The organism is Streptococcus parauberis NCFD 2020 (assembly GCF_000187935.1).
GTDB classification, from domain to species: domain Bacteria; phylum Bacillota; class Bacilli; order Lactobacillales; family Streptococcaceae; genus Streptococcus; species Streptococcus parauberis.
This window is the reverse complement of record NZ_AEUT02000001.1, coordinates 841257-857465: the sequence shown is the minus strand read 5'-3', so window position 1 is coordinate 857465 and position 16209 is coordinate 841257. Positions and strand designations below refer to the sequence as shown.

Genomic DNA, 16209 nt, shown 5'->3' with positions numbered 1-16209 from the left:
CTATTTTGGATTTAAAGATTATTTAATAACTTCTTGATTATACTATACCTAGTAAAAGGAAAAGGGTATAAAGCTATGTTTCTACGGATTTTAAAAAATGATTTTAACCGAAAAAGGGTTATGAATCTCATTTTGTTACTCTTCATTATTTTAGCTACAACCTTTGTGTCAAGTGGAATTAATAATCTTGTCACTGTTTATAAAGGGGTTGACTATTATTTTGACAAAGCTGAGATTGGTAATTTTGACCTCATATCAATGGGTGAAGATCCAAAGGATAAAGTTGAAGCCTTTTTAGCAAAAGAAAAAGCAGTTTCTAAATATAAAGTTGAACCAATTATCTTTTTGAATAAAGATGATTTCTCAGTTAGAGGAAAGAAATCCCAGGCTCGAAACGATATAATTCTCCAGTCGATTGAAGAAAGTAAAATTAACTTTTTTGATTCGGCTAATAAAAAGATAAAGACAGTTAAACCTGGCCATGTTTATATTGGTGGATCCTTTATCAAAGATAATAATCTTTCAGTTGGTGATACAATTATTTTTAAAAAAGGTAAAACCGAAATAAAATTTATTTTAGATGGCAAAGCCAAAGATGCACTCTTAGGTTCAGAAATGTTTGGCAACTGTCGTTTTATCATCAACACTAATGAAAAAAATAAACTACTAGAAAATAAAGAGATAGCTAGTAAACGGCAAGGTAAGATTGCTTACGTCATTTCAAATAATTTGAAACGTATGGAAGCTGCTACCGCTGAATTAGAAAGTATATCATTTACAGGTTCTCGTTGGATGATGAAGTTTGGCTATGTAATGGATATGATTGTTGCTTTCATTATACTGATTCTTTCCATTTGTTTAATCTTAGTAGCCTTTACAGTATTAAAATTCTCAATCAATTTTACAATTCTTGAAGAATTTAGAGAAATTGGTGTCATGAAGGCAATCGGAATCGGGAATGGCAAAATTAGATATTTATATATCATTAAGTACTTGGTGCTTGCATGTATAGGTTCTCTGATAGGTTTTTTCTCAAGTTTACCTTTTGGCAAGATGCTTATTCAATCTGCAACCGAAAATATGGTTTTAGAAAATGACTTAGGTATTTTCCCTAATTTACTTGGTACCTTATTAGTGATTTTCTTAATTGTTTGGTTCAGTTATCTTTCAACCTCAAAAATTAAAAAATCATCACCTCTAGATGCCATTCGAAGTGGTCAAACTGGTGAACGTTACAAAACTAAAGCGATTCTTAGATTTGAAAAAAGTTCTGCTAAGCCCTCTTTATTTTTAGCAGTCACTGATATTGTTAATAACCCAAGACGATTTTTGACCATTATTCTTTCGTTTTTTCTTTGTACCTTATTTGTGCTGATTATGGTTAATACAACTGAGACCATTAATAGTGACAAACTAATAACAATAATTGGTGCTCGGGCTGATTTATACCTAACTGATGATGATCAGGTTAATAAAGACTTGAATCAAAAAGATATGAAAAAATTGAAAGCTAACTTAGCAGAGACAAACAAAAAGGTTGAAGCACTTAGTATGTCTTCTCGGATGTCGACAGATGTCGTATACAAATACAAAGTAAATTTTGAGGGTAATGGCTATTTTCTTAATTTTAAACAAGGGGTTAATTCAAAGGTTAGTCAGCTCAAATATACCAAAGGATCTGCTCCACAAAATGGTCATGAAATAGCTATTACCTCAATTATTTCCAAGATGACAGGTGCTAAAATCGGAGATACCTTAATTGTCAATTTTGGTGAAAAAGAAGAAAAGTGCATAGTCACAGCTTATTATCAAACAATGAATCAACTTGGTCAAGTCATTTTATTACATGAAGATGCACCATCTGTTATGAAAAATGCCACCATTGTTCTTCCATATAAAATAAATTTTACAGATCAACCTGATGAAGCCCAAATTAAAAAGCGACAAAAAAGGTTGAAGAAACTTTTTCCTCAAAAAGACATTATGACCGCAAAAGAGTATTGTATGGATAGTTTTGGTATTGGTGAAGTATTAAATAGCTTACTGATTCTTCTATTAACAATAGTCCTAATAGTAGTCTCTTTAGTGACCTTATTAACAGAACGTGTTTTTATCAGCAATGAAAAAAATCAGATTGCTATTCTAAAAGCAATTGGTTTTCAGAATAGTTCAATTATGAAATGGCATATTTATCGGTTCATTATTGTCGGTGTCGTGGCAGTGGCTTTAGCAGCCATAACATCAATACCTATCACGAAGCTTTGTATCTCGCCATTATTTGGCATGATGGGAGCAAATGATGTTTCATTTAATATCGTGGCTTGGAAAGTATTCGGACTTTACCCAGGTTTGATAGTCATTGTTACCATCTTTGTAGCTACTTTATCAGCTCAATACATTCGAAGCATTAAAAGCAGTGATACAGCAAACATTGAATAAACGAATTAAAATTGGAAATGCTAACTTAGTAAGGAGTCAATTATGCTAATAGAAGTGAAAGATTTATGTAAAACCTATGTGATTGATAAAAGGCAAAATAATGTCTTGAAAAATGTAACTTTCTCATTAGATACAGGTGATATGGTAGCAATCATGGGACCTTCAGGATCTGGAAAATCAACACTATTGTATGCCGTTTCCGGAATGGATCAAGCAACCAGTGGTCAAGTTTATTTTGATGGAGATGATATTACCAAACTATCTGAAAAGAAATTAGCTAATTTAAGATTAGATAAAATGGGCTTTATTTTCCAACAAATGTATCTGGTTAAGAATTTGACTATACTTGATAATATTGTATTGCCCGCCATTGAAAGTCGGTCCAGTAGAGAATCTAAAATTGAAAAAATTGCGCGTGCAAAAGACTTAATGAGAAAATTAGGTATTATTGAAGTTGCTAACAATGACATCAATGAAGTTTCTGGTGGTCAATTACAACGCGCCTGTATTTGTCGCAGTATGATTAATAACCCTAAAATATTGTTTGCTGACGAACCAACAGGTGCTTTAAATAGAAAAGCTTCAAACGAAGTCATCAACGAATTGACAAAGCTTAATCAGGAAGGAACGACAATCCTGATGGTTACTCACGATTTAAAAGTTGCAGCCAAATGTAAAAAAGTTCTTTACATAGTTGATGGCAATATTAAAGGTGAGTTCAACATCAATTCTGAAAAGAGGTTAACCGAAAAAGAAACAGAACGAGAATTAACCAACTGGTTAATGGATCTGGGTTGGTAACAGCTAAAGACAAATCTGGTGAAAGGTGCTAAAATAATGGAGAAAACCACGAGGAGTCGTCACCATGAAAAGGACAACCTCAATGCCATGTTCATTGTTTGGACAATTGTCTTCATGGTTGAGTCTGTTTCGAATAAAATTGTAAAGATACTGTAAAACATCTGATTTTGCAGTATCTTTTTTTCTGGAATGGTATAATTAGAGTATAGAATGTTCGTGAAAAGTGGATTTGAATTATGAGGCGGATATAAAAACGTTTTTGAAAAGTATTAAGTAAAACATTGATTTATCAGACTTGCAACTAGTAGTTGACAAATTGAAAGGTAAACTTTCTAGTCTGCAACCACCAAAAAAGATAGACTAAAGGCAAATAAAAAAACGACTTGGAGGTCTGAAAATGATTTTAGCAGATAAGATAATTGAGGAAAGAAAACGTAATGGTTGGAGTCAAGAACAATTAGCCGAGAAGTTAGATGTTTCCCGCCAATCAGTTTCAAAATGGGAAGGTGCACAATCCGTACCTGATTTAAATCGAATTATTCAAATGGCAGAAATCTTTGGTGTATCCACAGATTATCTTTTAAAAGAAGACCAAATAAAATCTACTCTTGTAGCTGATGATAGTAATAAAGCATTTGATGGGAAACCATTAAGAAAAGTTTCAATGTCTGAGGCACAAGATTTAATCGCAACAACAATGAGGGAATCTTCAAAAATTGCTATCGGAGTTTTCCTTTGTATCATTTCTTGCGTACCACTAGTTGTACTAGGCGGCTTAGCAGACAGTCAGCAATTTGGGATAACTGAAAATTTAGCAGGTAGTATTGGTGTTGTGTCTCTCTTTCTTTTAATTGGAATAGGTATCTTTTTATTAATTAGTAGTAGTTTTAATTTGAAACGCTTTGAATTTTTAGAAAAGGATAATATTGAAACCGAATATGGTGTTGACGGATTAGCTAAGAAGAATAAATGCCAATTTGAAACAAGTTATAACCGTAATATAACACTAGGTGTGATGTTATGTATCTTTAGTATTGTGCCCTTAATTGGTGTGTCTACACTGACAGAAGAGCCTCATATTATTACTCCCTTGATTGGTTTAATGTTAGTTGTCATCGGGTTTGCTGTGACAGTTTTTATTCGCAGTCAAATGCGTATGGATTCTTATAACAAATTACTCCAAGAGGGTGACTTTAGCATGACAAAAAAACAAGCCTCACCTTTACTAGGTCGGATTTCTGGAATATTTTGGATCACCGCTACAATTGTTTATCTTGCATGGTCATTTTCAACTAGTGATTGGCATCAGACTTGGATGGTTTGGCCAATAGCAGGGCTATTATATGCAGTAGTGATGATTATTGCGAAAATGATAGCTAAGGTAGAAGACTAAAGTCGGAAAAAATGGAAGATATCAGAAAAGATTGATGAGACATGGTATAATAAATTAATTAATCAATTTAATAAAAGTCAGGAGCTCACCATGAAAATTTATTTTGCTAGTCCACTCTTTACAGAAATGGAATTCACTTTCAATCAAGTATTGGTCAACAAAATCAGAGATGCTTATCCAACATTAAATATCTTTCTACCACAAGAACAAGGTGAAATTAATGATAAAAATGCCTATGCTGATTCAAAAATGATTGCCATGTTGGATACGCAAGCAGTTCTTGAAAGTGATTTAGTGATTGCTGTACTTGATGGGCAAGTGATTGATCCAGGTGTTGCTTCAGAAATTGGAATTGCCTACCAAGCAGGTATTCCGATTCTTGGTTTGTATACTGATTCGCGTCAATTAGGAGTAGATAATCAGCAAAAACTAAATGCCCTCAAGACAGTCGCTGAATCACAATTTGGTTATGTCAACCTTTATACAGTTGGTTTGATTAAATTGAATGGGACAATTGTAAGTAGTTCAGAACAGTTATTACAAATCCTTCCAGACTACCTAAAATAAGAAAGTAAGTGGTTTAGCCATGACTTTAGAACAATTAAGAAACGATATTCTTTTTCAGCAGAAAAAAGGATTACCCTTTATTTATGCATCAGTTATGATCTGGTTGATGATTACAATTGTAACTACCTTGAATTTACCAATAATGACTCAAAATATTCTTGTCTTTTGTTGTTCGGCCCCCTTGATGTTGTTTGCCAGCATAGCCGCAAAATTTTTAAAAGTCGATTTATTCCATAGCAATAACCCCTTATCTAAGTTAGCTATGCTCTTGACCATGAATCAAATGCTTTATTTGTTAATTGTCATGTGGGTTTTTAATGCGGAGCCTGATAAAATGGTGATGGTCTATGCCATGGTTTTTGGAGCTCATTTGTTACCCTATTCTTGGGTCTATAAATCAGCTACCTATCAGGTTTTTGCAGTTATTATTCCAGTTCTCAGTCTAATTCTAGGAAACTTTTTGAATGCGACGGCGGTAGCTGGGGCTTGTTTGATTATTGAGTTGGTTTTTGTTTTCATCCTTCATAAGGAGTTGAATGCCTTTGGCGATTCTCAAAAAATCAGTGCATAAAATTGTAATTGATCTTTTAGTGATTCTGTCAATTTTGTAGTATAATAGATTTTGTAATTTTAATTATACTATGGGTAAAGGATAAAACATGGAAGAAATTAAATTAAACAAAATAGAAGTATTTGACAATTATAAAATTGAAAAATATGAGTATGGTAACGTTACACTCTCGACTGAAGTAAAAAAAAGTTCTCTCAATTATTATGGTATTGCCCACGGTGGTTATCTATTTACTCTATGTGATCAGGTTGCGGGACTTGTTGCCATTTCAACTGGCTTTGAAGCTGTAACTTTACAATCTAGTATCAATTACTTTAAACCTGGAAAAATGGGTGAGCGTCTTTTTGTTGTTGGTAAATGCATACACAATGGCAAAACAACAAAAGTTGTTGATATCGAAATTCGTAACAGAGAAGACAAATTACTAACGAAAAATTCATGTACTATGTATGTCACTGGAACAAGTGATCGTGGTGCAGAAGTTAGGAAAGAAAACAAATAATAGGTGCTGTACCCCAGTGGTCGGACAGAAAAAAACACTCTTATGAAACCAATTTCCTGAATTAAACAGGAGATTGGTTTTTTTAATCATGTTTTCTGATATTTTTAGGAAAAAGTGATAAACTATTAATAATAATGATTATAATTAGGCTCTATGGGAGGGAGATAATATGTCAATTATTATATTTAATGACGTTCAATTTGATGCTGATAATAAAACCATCTTGAACAAAATCAATTTTACTATCGAAGAAGGTGATTTCCTTTCCATCGTTGGACCGTCAGGCAGTGGGAAAAGTACCTTATTAAAATTAGTTTCAGGATTAATTTCGCCGACTAGTGGGGAAATTCTTTTTAATGGTAAGGATATTGCAAAGCAGGATCCAATTGCCACGCGCAAGGAATTATCTTATTGTTTTCAAACCCCATATTTGTTTGGGGCCACCGTTAAAGATAATTTAGAATTTCCATATGATATTCGCCATGAAGAATTCAATCAAGGTCGAGTTGATGAACTCTTCACTTTATTTCAGATGGATAGTTCTTACCTCAACCAAGATGTCAAAAAGTTATCTGGTGGTGAAAAACAACGGATTTCTTTGATTAGACAGCTACTTTTTGAACCAAAAGTTTTATTACTAGATGAAGTCACATCTGCACTAGACTCTGTAAATAAAGAAATCGTTGAAGGTGTTATTCAAGCTCTTCATCAAAAGGGAATGACTATCCTCTGGATTACCCATGATGCTGAACAAAGTAAAAAGTATGCTAACAAATTAATGACTATAGTCAACGGACAAATAGAATCTTTGGAGGTGATTAAATGAATGGCGCAGCTTCAATATCAGTCCCCTCTTTATTAATAGCTTCTTCATTAGTTATAATTACCCTCTTCTTTTCTTATTGGCAAAAATTAAGACTTGAAAAAGAAATCATTGTCGGAGCTATTCGAGCAGTAATACAATTGCTATTAGTTGGATTTGTTTTAAATTATATTTTTGGTTATGAAAATCCAATTTTTACAGCTCTCTTACTCTTGTTTATGATTGTCAATGCTGCTTACAATGCATCAAAACGGGGAAAAGGTGTCAAGAATGGCTTTGTCATTTCTTTCTTTGCTATTTCCTTAGGAACCATGATTACCTTAGCTGTCTTATTACTGTCACGCATTTTACATTTTGTCCCAAATCAAATGATTCCGGTCGGTGGAATGGTTATCAGTAATTCAATGGTCGCAATTGGTTTATGTTATAAACAACTATTGTCAGATTTTCAAAACAAACAAGAAGAAGTAGAGACTAAATTAGCACTCGGAGCAGATATTTTACCAGCATCGATTGATATTATTCGTGATGTAATAAAAACTGGTATGGTACCAACAATTGATTCATCTAAGACTTTAGGAATTGTTTCCTTACCAGGGATGATGACTGGTTTGATATTAGCTGGTACTTCACCAATTCAAGCTGTTAAATATCAAATGATGGTTACCTTTATGCTTTTATCAACGACCTCAATTGCCTCTTTTGTAGCATCATACTTGGCCTATAAAGGTTTCTTCAACGATAAAAAACAATTAGTTGTCAAACGTCAATAAAAAAAGAAGCCTAAGCTTCTTTTTTATTTTCTATAAAGTTTATGTTGTTGATATACGGGATCAAAAGTAACATTAACACCTAATTTACGAAGTACATTTTTATCTTCTTCAGTTAGTGTAACAGTAGAGTGAGCTTCACTTCCCTTAAGATTACCAAGTTCTTTCATGGCTAGGTCTGCTTCGGTGTTGCTCATTGCAGTGATTGCCAATGCAATAAGAATCTCGTTTGAATGTAATCTTGGATTATGACTGCCAAGATGTTTGACTTTTAAATTCTGAATTGGTTTAACATATTCAGGTTCAATCAAGTGTGTAGACTTGTCGATTGATGCCAATTTTTTAATAGCATTAATAACAACGGCAGCTGTAGGTCCGAAAAGGTCTGAAGTTTTTCCGGTCACGATTTGACCATTTGGAAGTTGTAATGCAAGAGCAGGAGCACCAGTAGCTTCAGATTTTTCTCGAGCAGCCATTGTCACTTGGCGGTCTGCAGGAGACACACCAATGTCATTCATCAATAATTCGATTTTTTTAACAGCTGCTTCAGAAACGCGTTCTGCTTTAAAATCAACAAGGGTTTGATAATAACGACGAATAATCTCTTGTTTAGAAGCTTCAATAGCAGCTTGTTCATCAATTATTGAATAACCTACCATATTAACGCCCATATCTGTAGGAGAAGCATATGGTGATTTGTTAAGGATTCGTTCAAAGGTTCTGTTTAAAACAGGGAATACTTCAATATCACGATTATAGTTAACAGCCGTTTTACCATATTTTTCTAAATGGAATGGGTCAATCATGTTGAGATCATCAAGGTCAGCCGTTGCTGCTTCATAGGCTAAGTTGACTGGATGATGAAGTGGTAAATTCCAGACAGGAAAGGTTTCAAACTTAGCATATCCTGACGTAATGCCATTGATTTGGTCATGGTACATTTGAGACATACAGGTTGCTAATTTACCAGAACCAGGTCCAGGTGCTGTAACAACAATTAAATTACGGCTAGTTTTGATATAATCATTTTTCCCCATACCTTCTGGTGAGATAATATGATTGATATCTGTAGGGTAACCTTTAATTGGGTAATGCAAATAAGATGCAATTCCATTTTTTTCTAATTGGTTACGAAAAATATCAGCTGCAGCCTGATTATTATATTGTGTAATAACAACTGAGCCAATATAAATATCTAATGAGTTAAATTTATCAATTAAACGAAAGACTTCTTGATCATAGGAAATACCTAAGTCACCACGAGCTTTTGAGTGCTCAATATTATTAGCATTGATAGCAATAACAATTTCAACTTGATCTTTTAGTTCTTTTAAAAGTTTAATTTTATTATCAGGTTCATATCCTGGAAGAACACGCGCAGCATGATAGTCTTCAAGCATTTTTCCACCAAACTCCATGTAAAGTTTGCCGTCAAATTGATTAATACGTTCTAAGATATGATCCCTTTGTAAATGCAAATACTTATCGGAATCAAAAGCAAGTTTTTTCATATTTTTCACCTCTGTTTAGCATTATATCAAAGAAAGACCTGTTTTTGGTGAAAATCTCTTTAAAATCTTGCTAAAAATTGTCTTTTTAAAATTTTCATCAGATTATGTTAAGAAATGAGTTGATTTCATATTTTCACAAAAACATATTTTTATGAATTACACAAATTTCTATTTTATTAAATTGTTAGATTTTAGTTAATGAGAGGTTGACAAGTAAGGTTAATTCATTTATACTTATTACAATTAAATACTGCTTTAACTATGTCCCGTGAGACATGAAAGTTTAAAAAAGAGACTGCTCTTTGAGCATGCTCTAATTTTGACGGACTTTAATTGACTCAGGACTTGCTCCTGAGTCTTTTTTTGTAAAGGGTATTCAATTAATTAAGGTGAACAGAGAGTCACCATTAAAAGGAGAATTTTATGTCAAAACTATCATTAGACAAGAACAACATACGTGCTCTTGTTGGTGCAATTGTCGCTTCAGGTACAGATGACTTAAACGTCATGTTCCTAGCCTTCTCAATGTCTTCAATTATTACCGAATTAGGTATTACTGGTGCACAAGGTGGTTGGATAGCGACCATCACAAACCTAGGTATGCTATGTGGTGGCTTACTTTTTGGATTACTAGCTGACCGTCACCACAAATTCAAAGTTTTTAAATGGACTATCCTTGTCTTCTCAATTGCAACTGGTTTAATCTTCTTCACTAAAAGCATTAACTATCTTTACATCATGCGCTTCATCGCAGGTATTGGGGTAGGTGGTGAGTACGGAGTTGCCATTGCCATTATGGCTGGAATAGTACCACCTGAAAAAATGGGTCGGATTTCATCACTCAATGGGATTGCTGGACAAGTTGGTTCAATTACCTCAGCTTTATTAGCAGGATGGCTAGCGCCAACACTCGGCTGGCGAGGATTGTTCTTATTTGGTTTAGTACCAATCTTACTAGTGCTCTGGATGCAATTTGCAATAGATGATGATAACATTATCGACAGCGGACTTGATCAGAGTGAAGAAACAAGTCAGCCCGTTAAAATTAGTGAACTCTTTAAGACACCGACTTTGACAGCTCAAACACTTGCACTAATGGTGATGACAACAGTCCAAATTGCAGGATACTTTGGGATGATGAACTGGCTACCTACGATTATTCAAACAAGCCTAAGTATCTCAGTTAAAGATTCGTCGTTATGGATGGTTGCAACAATTCTAGGAATGTGTTTAGGAATGCTCACATTTGGTCAAATTTTAGATAAATTTGGCCCAAGATTAGTTTACTCAGTCTTCCTATTAGCATCATCAGTTTGTGTGTACCTCTTCCAATTTGCTAACTCAATGCCAACAATGATTATTGGTGGCGCAATTGTTGGCTTCTTTGTAAATGGGATGTTTGCAGGATACGGGGCAATGATTACAAGACTCTACCCACACTATATTCGTTCAACAGCAAACAACGTGATTTTAAATGTCGGTCGGGCAGTCGGGGGCTTCTCATCAGTTATTATTGGTAAGATTTTAGACGCATCAGGTGTTCCAATGGTTATGATCTTCCTATCTTCACTCTACTTAGTCAGCTTTGTAGCAATGTGGACAATTGGAAATCTAAAAGCAACTGTTTATCAAGCTTTAGAAAATTAAAAAAAGGGCTAGTTATAACTAGCTCTTTTATAGTTTTCCCAAGAATTTTTGAATGTCAACTCGAACGCGTGTGTGGCATGCTTTGGCCACTAATTTTTCTCCTGCGTAAGCTTCAATTCGAAAGTCATAACGGCGCCCCTCCTCTTTGAGTGCCGTAATGATAATTGTGATGGCTTGGCCTATTTTTGAGGCAGCTAAATGAGAAATTACAATTTCAGTTCCGACAGTCGTATAGTCTGAATCTTTGATTGTTTCTTGAGCGTAGAGGTAGGCAGTATGTTCCATAAAGGCTACAATGGAAGGTGTAGATAAAACTTCTAGGCTACCTGATCCTAAATGCTTAGCTGAGTGTTCAGATTTTGTATCAAATTGGTGAGTATATTTTGTCATATAAAATTCTCCATTTCTCTTTTATTATAATATAAGTTTACTTCAACAGTCATGGCATTTCTGTAGAATATGATATACTTAATTAAATCACGTATTGAGTAATAGGATGTAAAATGAGATTAGATAAATTTTTAGTTGATGCCGGTATTGGTAGTCGTAGTCAAGTTAAGAGCTTGCTGAAGAAAAAAGAAGTTTTGGTTAATGGTCAAGTGGAGAGCTCTGCTAAAAGACAAATTGATTCTGACAAGGATCAGATTGTTTTTCAAGGGCAGAAACTTGTCTATGAAGAGTTTCTCTATTATATGCTCAATAAACCTGCTGGAGTTGTCTCTGCGACTGAAGATAATCTTCATCAAACAGTTGTCGATTTGTTAGACGATCGAGCAAGACAAAAAGAGGTCTTTCCGGTTGGTCGTTTAGATAAAGATACGCATGGTTTGCTACTCTTAACCAATAATGGTGAACTTGCTCATCAGTTGTTGACTCCAAAGAAACATGTAGATAAGATTTATCTTGCACATATCGAAGGAATGATGACAAAAAAAGATCAAGAGGCTTTTGAAAATGGGATTCAATTGTCAGACCATCATTGTTTACCAGCAACTTTAGAAGTTCTTGAGACGGATGAACACAAGCAAACATGCAAAGTCAAGATAACTTTGAAAGAAGGCAAATTTCATCAGGTTAAACGAATGGTTAAAGCCTGTGGGAAAGAGGTCACTGACTTACAACGCTTGACAATGGGACCACTCAAACTAGATAATCAACTTCAATTAGGACAGTTTCGCCGATTAACAGATGAAGAGATAACTAGTTTAATGGAAAACTAAAAAGACACTTGGAGGTGTCTTTTCGCTTTCTATAACCATTTTTTATATTTGAAAAATGTCATGGTTGATACTAAAATTGTGATTGCAATTAGGATGACAGTTGGATAGCCCCATCTGCTGGCTAATTCAGGCATATACTTAAAGTTCATTCCATACCAACCAACTAAAATAGTTAAAGGCATGCAAGAAGTCGTTACAATTGTTAAGATAGCCATAATTTTATTTTGTTTCATTTCAAGTCGTGACTGAGCTAAATCTCTAATTTGAATGATGGTTTCTCTTAAAGTTTGGACAGTTGTTTGTAAACGAGAGACACGGGATGCAAATAAGTGAAAGAAACGGAGATTTTCGTCCTTAAAAAAATTATTTTCGTTTTCACTAAATTCTTGAGCCAGATCAATCAATTGCAAATAATGCTGATTCAATTTAATTAAATTTTTGCGCATTTTATTCAACTGATGGTCTTGACTTACCTCAATCCCGTCTAAAACATTTTCCTCAATTTGATCTAATTCTCTTTCTAATGTTTCTAAAAGTTCAGAGTCATCTTTAATGATAAATTCCAAAAAATCATAGATAAAGCGTTCCAGACTTGGTTGTCTCCAACGTTTCGTTTTTTGGATTTTTTTGAGCAATTGTTCCACGTGTTCATGTCGATCGATGAAGATGATGCCTCGTTCATCCAAAGCAAAGGAAAAGTCCATAGCATTGCCAATCAGGTCGTCTCGAACAGGAACTTTAAAGGTTCCTGTCAAAGAATCCATATTGACCTCGGCCTTGGTTGAGTTGGCTGAAAAAATATTAAACTCCATATCAATTCCCATATGGAAATCATGCTGTAGGCCCTGCCATTCCTCTGGCTTGATTACTGCTACAAATGGATGTTTGCCAGAAAAAGCTTCTTCGAAAGTTGTTGGCTTAAGTGTTTCTAAAATTTGATAGTACATAGGTCTATTATAAGCTGAGAAAATAAAAAAAGCCAGTTAATTACTGACTTTTTAATGAATTAAATTGCCCATTCTCCACCACGGAAGATTGGAATAACTTGACCATCTTTAGTAATACCATCGATGTCCATTTTTTCTGAACCAATCATGAAGTCAACGTGGGCAGTTGAACGATTCAATCCAGCGGCTTTCAGTTCTTCGTTGTTCATTTCTGTTCCACCTTTTAAGCTAAATGCGTAGGCTGCGCCGATTGCTAAATGGTTAGAAGCATTTTCATCGAATAATGTATTAAAGAATGTTAAACCTGATAATGAAATTGGTGTTTTGTGAGGAACGAGGGCAACCTCACCAAGGGCGCGTGCCCCATCATTTTCTTCAACCAAACGTTTGATTGTTTCTTCTCCTTTTTTTGCAGTAACATCAACAATTTGGCCATCTTTGAAGGTGAATTTCATATCTTCGATTACGACACCAGCATATGACAATGGTTTAGTTGATGAAACATAGCCATCTGCACGACGATAGTCAGGAGCCGAGAAAACTTCCTCAGTTGGCATATTAGCAATGAATTCTTCGCCTTGCGCATTAACACTTCCAGCAGCTTCCCAAAGATGGTTTTCAGGCATACCTAGTGTTAAATCTGTTCCTGGAGCCATATAATGTAAGGCATCAAATTGGTAATCATTAAGGATAGTTGCTTTTGCTACTAATTTTTCTTGATGTAAGTCCCATGCTTTAATTGGATCTTCTTCATAGATACGGTTCATCTTAAAGATAGCATCCCAAAGTGCATCAACTTGCTCTTCTTCAGTAGCTAAGTCAGGAAAGACCATTTTAGCCCATTCAGGACTTGAAGCGGAAACTAGGTTCCAGCTGAATTTATTGGCTTGTGACGCAGCACGTTGTTTTTCTAAGGCAATGGCAGTTGCTTTAGTCGAAGCTGATAAGCGTTCAGAATCAACTCCAGAAAAAGCATTTGGATCTGATGAACGGACAAACAACCGGCTCGTATTTTTTCCTAATAGATAATTGGATTTTTCAACAACAAAATCAGGAACATTTACTAAGCGTTCATAGTCTGCATTGATTAATTTTTCGCGAGTAATTGTATCATCGATATAATCAACAAAAACTTCAGCTGCACCAGCTTCATAAGCTTTTTTAGTAAGCATACGAGCAAAAACATGATGTTCAACAGAAATTGCAATTAAAAGCGTATGTCCTTTTTGGACATTGACACCTTTATTAATTAACAAATTAGCATATTTCTCTAAATTTGTTTGAAAATTAGGTAAAACCATTTTGGTCTCCTTATGATTATAATATTTTATTATTCTAATATAACATAAATGACTACAATACTCAAAAGCCTATAGTATTAGGAAAGTTCTAACTGATTAAATCTTGTCTTCTGATTTGCTAATTGATACCATTCATGTTAAGATATATAAAGAAAAATATCGATAGAAGAGGTAGTAATTGTGGCTTTTGGAGAAAATGGACCTCGTAAGAAAACAGGTTTTGAAAAAATAACTATGTTTGTTGTCATCTTAATGGTATTAGTAACTGTAGGTGGCTTAATTATGGGTGCCTTATCAGTATTTATGGGATAGAACGCCGTAGGGCGTTTTTTTAAAAGGAAAGAAAGATAGAGAAAATTAAATGAGTATGTTTTTAGATACTGCTAAGATTAGTGTTCATGCTGGTCGTGGTGGTGATGGAATGGTCTCCTTCAGGCGTGAAAAATATGTACCAAATGGCGGTCCTTGGGGCGGTGATGGTGGTAAAGGTGGCTCGGTCATCTTTAAAGTAGATGAAGGCTTGAGAACCCTTATGGATTTCCGTTATAACCGAAAATTCCGTGCTAAAGCAGGGGAAAAAGGAATGACTAAGGGAATGCATGGTCGGGGAGCAGAAGACTTAATCGTTCATGTTCCTCAGGGAACAACGGTTAAAGATGTTGAGACAGGTAAAGTTATTATCGATTTAGTGGAACATGGTCAAGAGTTCAAAATTGCTCAAGGAGGCCGTGGTGGTCGTGGTAATATTCGTTTTGCGACACCTCGTAATCCAGCACCCGAAATCGCTGAAAATGGTGAACCAGGTGAAGAACGTGAGCTGGAACTTGAGTTGAAAATTTTAGCTGATGTAGGTCTTGTTGGCTTCCCTTCTGTAGGGAAATCAACTTTATTAAGTGTGGTATCAGCTGCTAAACCAAAAATTGGTGCTTACCACTTTACAACAATTGTACCGAATATTGGGATGGTTAGAACAAAATCTGGCGATAGTTTTGCTATGGCAGATTTACCAGGTCTAATTGAAGGAGCTAGTCAAGGTGTTGGTTTAGGGACACAATTCCTACGTCACATCGAAAGAACGCGTGTTATTCTGCATATCATTGATATGTCTGCATCTGAAGGCCGTGATCCATATGATGACTACAAATCAATTAATAATGAGCTTGAAACTTATAACCTTCGTTTGATGGAACGTCCTCAGATTATTGTCGCCAATAAAATGGATATGCCAGATGCAGAAGAAAATTTAGAAGACTTCAAAGCAAAATTATATGCAGAGTATGATGAATTTGAAGAAAAACCATTAATTTACCCAATTTCGACATTAGCACAAAAAGGATTGGATAATCTTTTAGAAGCTACTTCTGAATTATTGGCTAAGACTGATGAATTCTTATTATACGATGAATCTGATTTCCAAGATGATGAAGAAGTATACTATGGCTTTGTTGGTGATGATAAGGAATTTGACATTACACGTGATGATGACGCAACTTGGATCTTATCTGGTGAAAAACTTGAGCGTCTCTTTGTCATGACTAATATGGAACGTGATGAATCAATCATGAAATTTGCTCGTCAATTACGTGGTATGGGTGTCGATGAAGCACTTCGTGAACGTGGTGCTAGAGACGGTGATATCGTTCGTATTGGTAGTTATGAATTTGAATTCGTTGATTAATCTTGCAACTATTTATTTGTTTTAGGAAAGGAGCATTCT

At 34.9% G+C, this 16209-nt stretch carries 16 protein-coding genes; 12 read left to right on the top strand and 4 right to left on the bottom strand.

Translation table 11 applies throughout. The features are described from left to right. Positions 1 to 120 precede the first annotated feature (120 nt). The 8 genes from SPB_RS04315 (at position 121) to SPB_RS04280 (ending at position 7869) form a co-directional block, all read left to right on the top strand. A complete protein-coding gene (locus SPB_RS04315; RefSeq protein WP_254655065.1) occupies positions 121 to 2439 on the top strand; it encodes an FtsX-like permease family protein in 2319 nt (772 codons plus the stop codon). Between the two features lie 42 nt (positions 2440 to 2481). Further along, positions 2482 to 3240 (top strand): ABC transporter ATP-binding protein, encoded by a 759-nt coding sequence (locus tag SPB_RS04310; RefSeq protein WP_003103562.1) that lies wholly within the window; start codon positions 2482 to 2484, stop codon positions 3238 to 3240. 397 nt (positions 3241 to 3637) lie between these two features. After that, a complete protein-coding gene (locus SPB_RS04305) occupies positions 3638 to 4633 on the top strand; it encodes a helix-turn-helix domain-containing protein (protein WP_003105825.1) in 996 nt (331 codons plus the stop codon). A gap of 90 nt (positions 4634 to 4723) precedes the next feature. Further along, on the top strand, positions 4724 to 5200 hold the full coding sequence (locus SPB_RS04300; protein WP_003103286.1) for a nucleoside 2-deoxyribosyltransferase: 477 nt from the start codon (positions 4724 to 4726) through the stop codon (positions 5198 to 5200). 19 nt (positions 5201 to 5219) lie between these two features. Continuing rightward, entirely contained in the window at positions 5220 to 5771 is a 552-nt protein-coding gene (locus SPB_RS04295; protein ID WP_003104142.1) for a DUF7010 family protein, read from the top strand. Positions 5772 to 5859: 88 nt separating this feature from the next. Then, complete coding sequence (locus SPB_RS04290) at positions 5860 to 6273, top strand: PaaI family thioesterase (RefSeq protein ID WP_003102980.1); 414 nt, start codon at positions 5860 to 5862, stop codon at positions 6271 to 6273. 169 nt (positions 6274 to 6442) lie between these two features. Continuing rightward, positions 6443 to 7099, top strand: a complete 657-nt coding sequence (locus tag SPB_RS04285) for an ABC transporter ATP-binding protein (RefSeq protein ID WP_003103891.1) — start codon at positions 6443 to 6445, stop codon at positions 7097 to 7099. Next, the gene (locus SPB_RS04280; RefSeq protein ID WP_003102632.1) at positions 7096 to 7869 is read left to right on the top strand and encodes an ABC transporter permease; all 774 of its coding nucleotides are present in this window, start codon (positions 7096 to 7098) and stop codon (positions 7867 to 7869) included. The genes SPB_RS04285 and SPB_RS04280 overlap by 4 nt, the downstream gene beginning before the upstream one ends. Positions 7870 to 7892: 23 nt before the next feature. On the opposite strand, the gene SPB_RS04275 is transcribed toward SPB_RS04280, so the two are convergent. Beyond that, positions 7893 to 9377 (bottom strand): DUF1846 domain-containing protein, encoded by a 1485-nt coding sequence (locus tag SPB_RS04275; protein ID WP_003103455.1) that lies wholly within the window; start codon positions 9375 to 9377, stop codon positions 7893 to 7895. 423 nt (positions 9378 to 9800) lie between these two features. Here SPB_RS04275 and SPB_RS04270 point away from each other — a divergent pair, with 423 nt between their 5' ends. Beyond that, positions 9801 to 11024 (top strand): MFS transporter, encoded by a 1224-nt coding sequence (locus SPB_RS04270; protein ID WP_003105329.1) that lies wholly within the window; start codon positions 9801 to 9803, stop codon positions 11022 to 11024. Positions 11025 to 11051: 27 nt separating this feature from the next. Here SPB_RS04270 and SPB_RS04265 read toward each other — a convergent pair whose 3' ends face one another. Beyond that, the gene (locus tag SPB_RS04265) at positions 11052 to 11414 is read right to left on the bottom strand and encodes a thioesterase family protein (RefSeq protein WP_003106047.1); all 363 of its coding nucleotides are present in this window, start codon (positions 11412 to 11414) and stop codon (positions 11052 to 11054) included. A gap of 113 nt (positions 11415 to 11527) precedes the next feature. Between SPB_RS04265 and SPB_RS04260 the strand changes: the two genes are divergently transcribed. After that, on the top strand, positions 11528 to 12244 hold the full coding sequence (locus SPB_RS04260; RefSeq protein ID WP_003104201.1) for a pseudouridine synthase: 717 nt from the start codon (positions 11528 to 11530) through the stop codon (positions 12242 to 12244). 29 nt (positions 12245 to 12273) lie between these two features. Here SPB_RS04260 and SPB_RS04255 read toward each other — a convergent pair whose 3' ends face one another. Together SPB_RS04255 and SPB_RS04250 are read right to left on the bottom strand one after the other, a co-directional pair. Then, entirely contained in the window at positions 12274 to 13191 is a 918-nt protein-coding gene (locus SPB_RS04255) for a magnesium transporter CorA family protein (RefSeq protein WP_003105027.1), read from the bottom strand. 59 nt (positions 13192 to 13250) lie between these two features. After that, a complete protein-coding gene (locus SPB_RS04250) occupies positions 13251 to 14492 on the bottom strand; it encodes an aminopeptidase (RefSeq protein ID WP_003104768.1) in 1242 nt (413 codons plus the stop codon). 180 nt (positions 14493 to 14672) lie between these two features. Here SPB_RS04250 and SPB_RS11005 point away from each other — a divergent pair, with 180 nt between their 5' ends. Both SPB_RS11005 and obgE read left to right on the top strand, forming a co-directional pair. Next, the gene (locus SPB_RS11005; RefSeq protein ID WP_003105564.1) at positions 14673 to 14804 is read left to right on the top strand and encodes a DUF4044 domain-containing protein; all 132 of its coding nucleotides are present in this window, start codon (positions 14673 to 14675) and stop codon (positions 14802 to 14804) included. 49 nt (positions 14805 to 14853) lie between these two features. Next, positions 14854 to 16170 (top strand): GTPase ObgE, encoded by a 1317-nt coding sequence (obgE, locus tag SPB_RS04245; RefSeq protein ID WP_003105482.1) that lies wholly within the window; start codon positions 14854 to 14856, stop codon positions 16168 to 16170. Positions 16171 to 16209 lie beyond the last annotated feature (39 nt).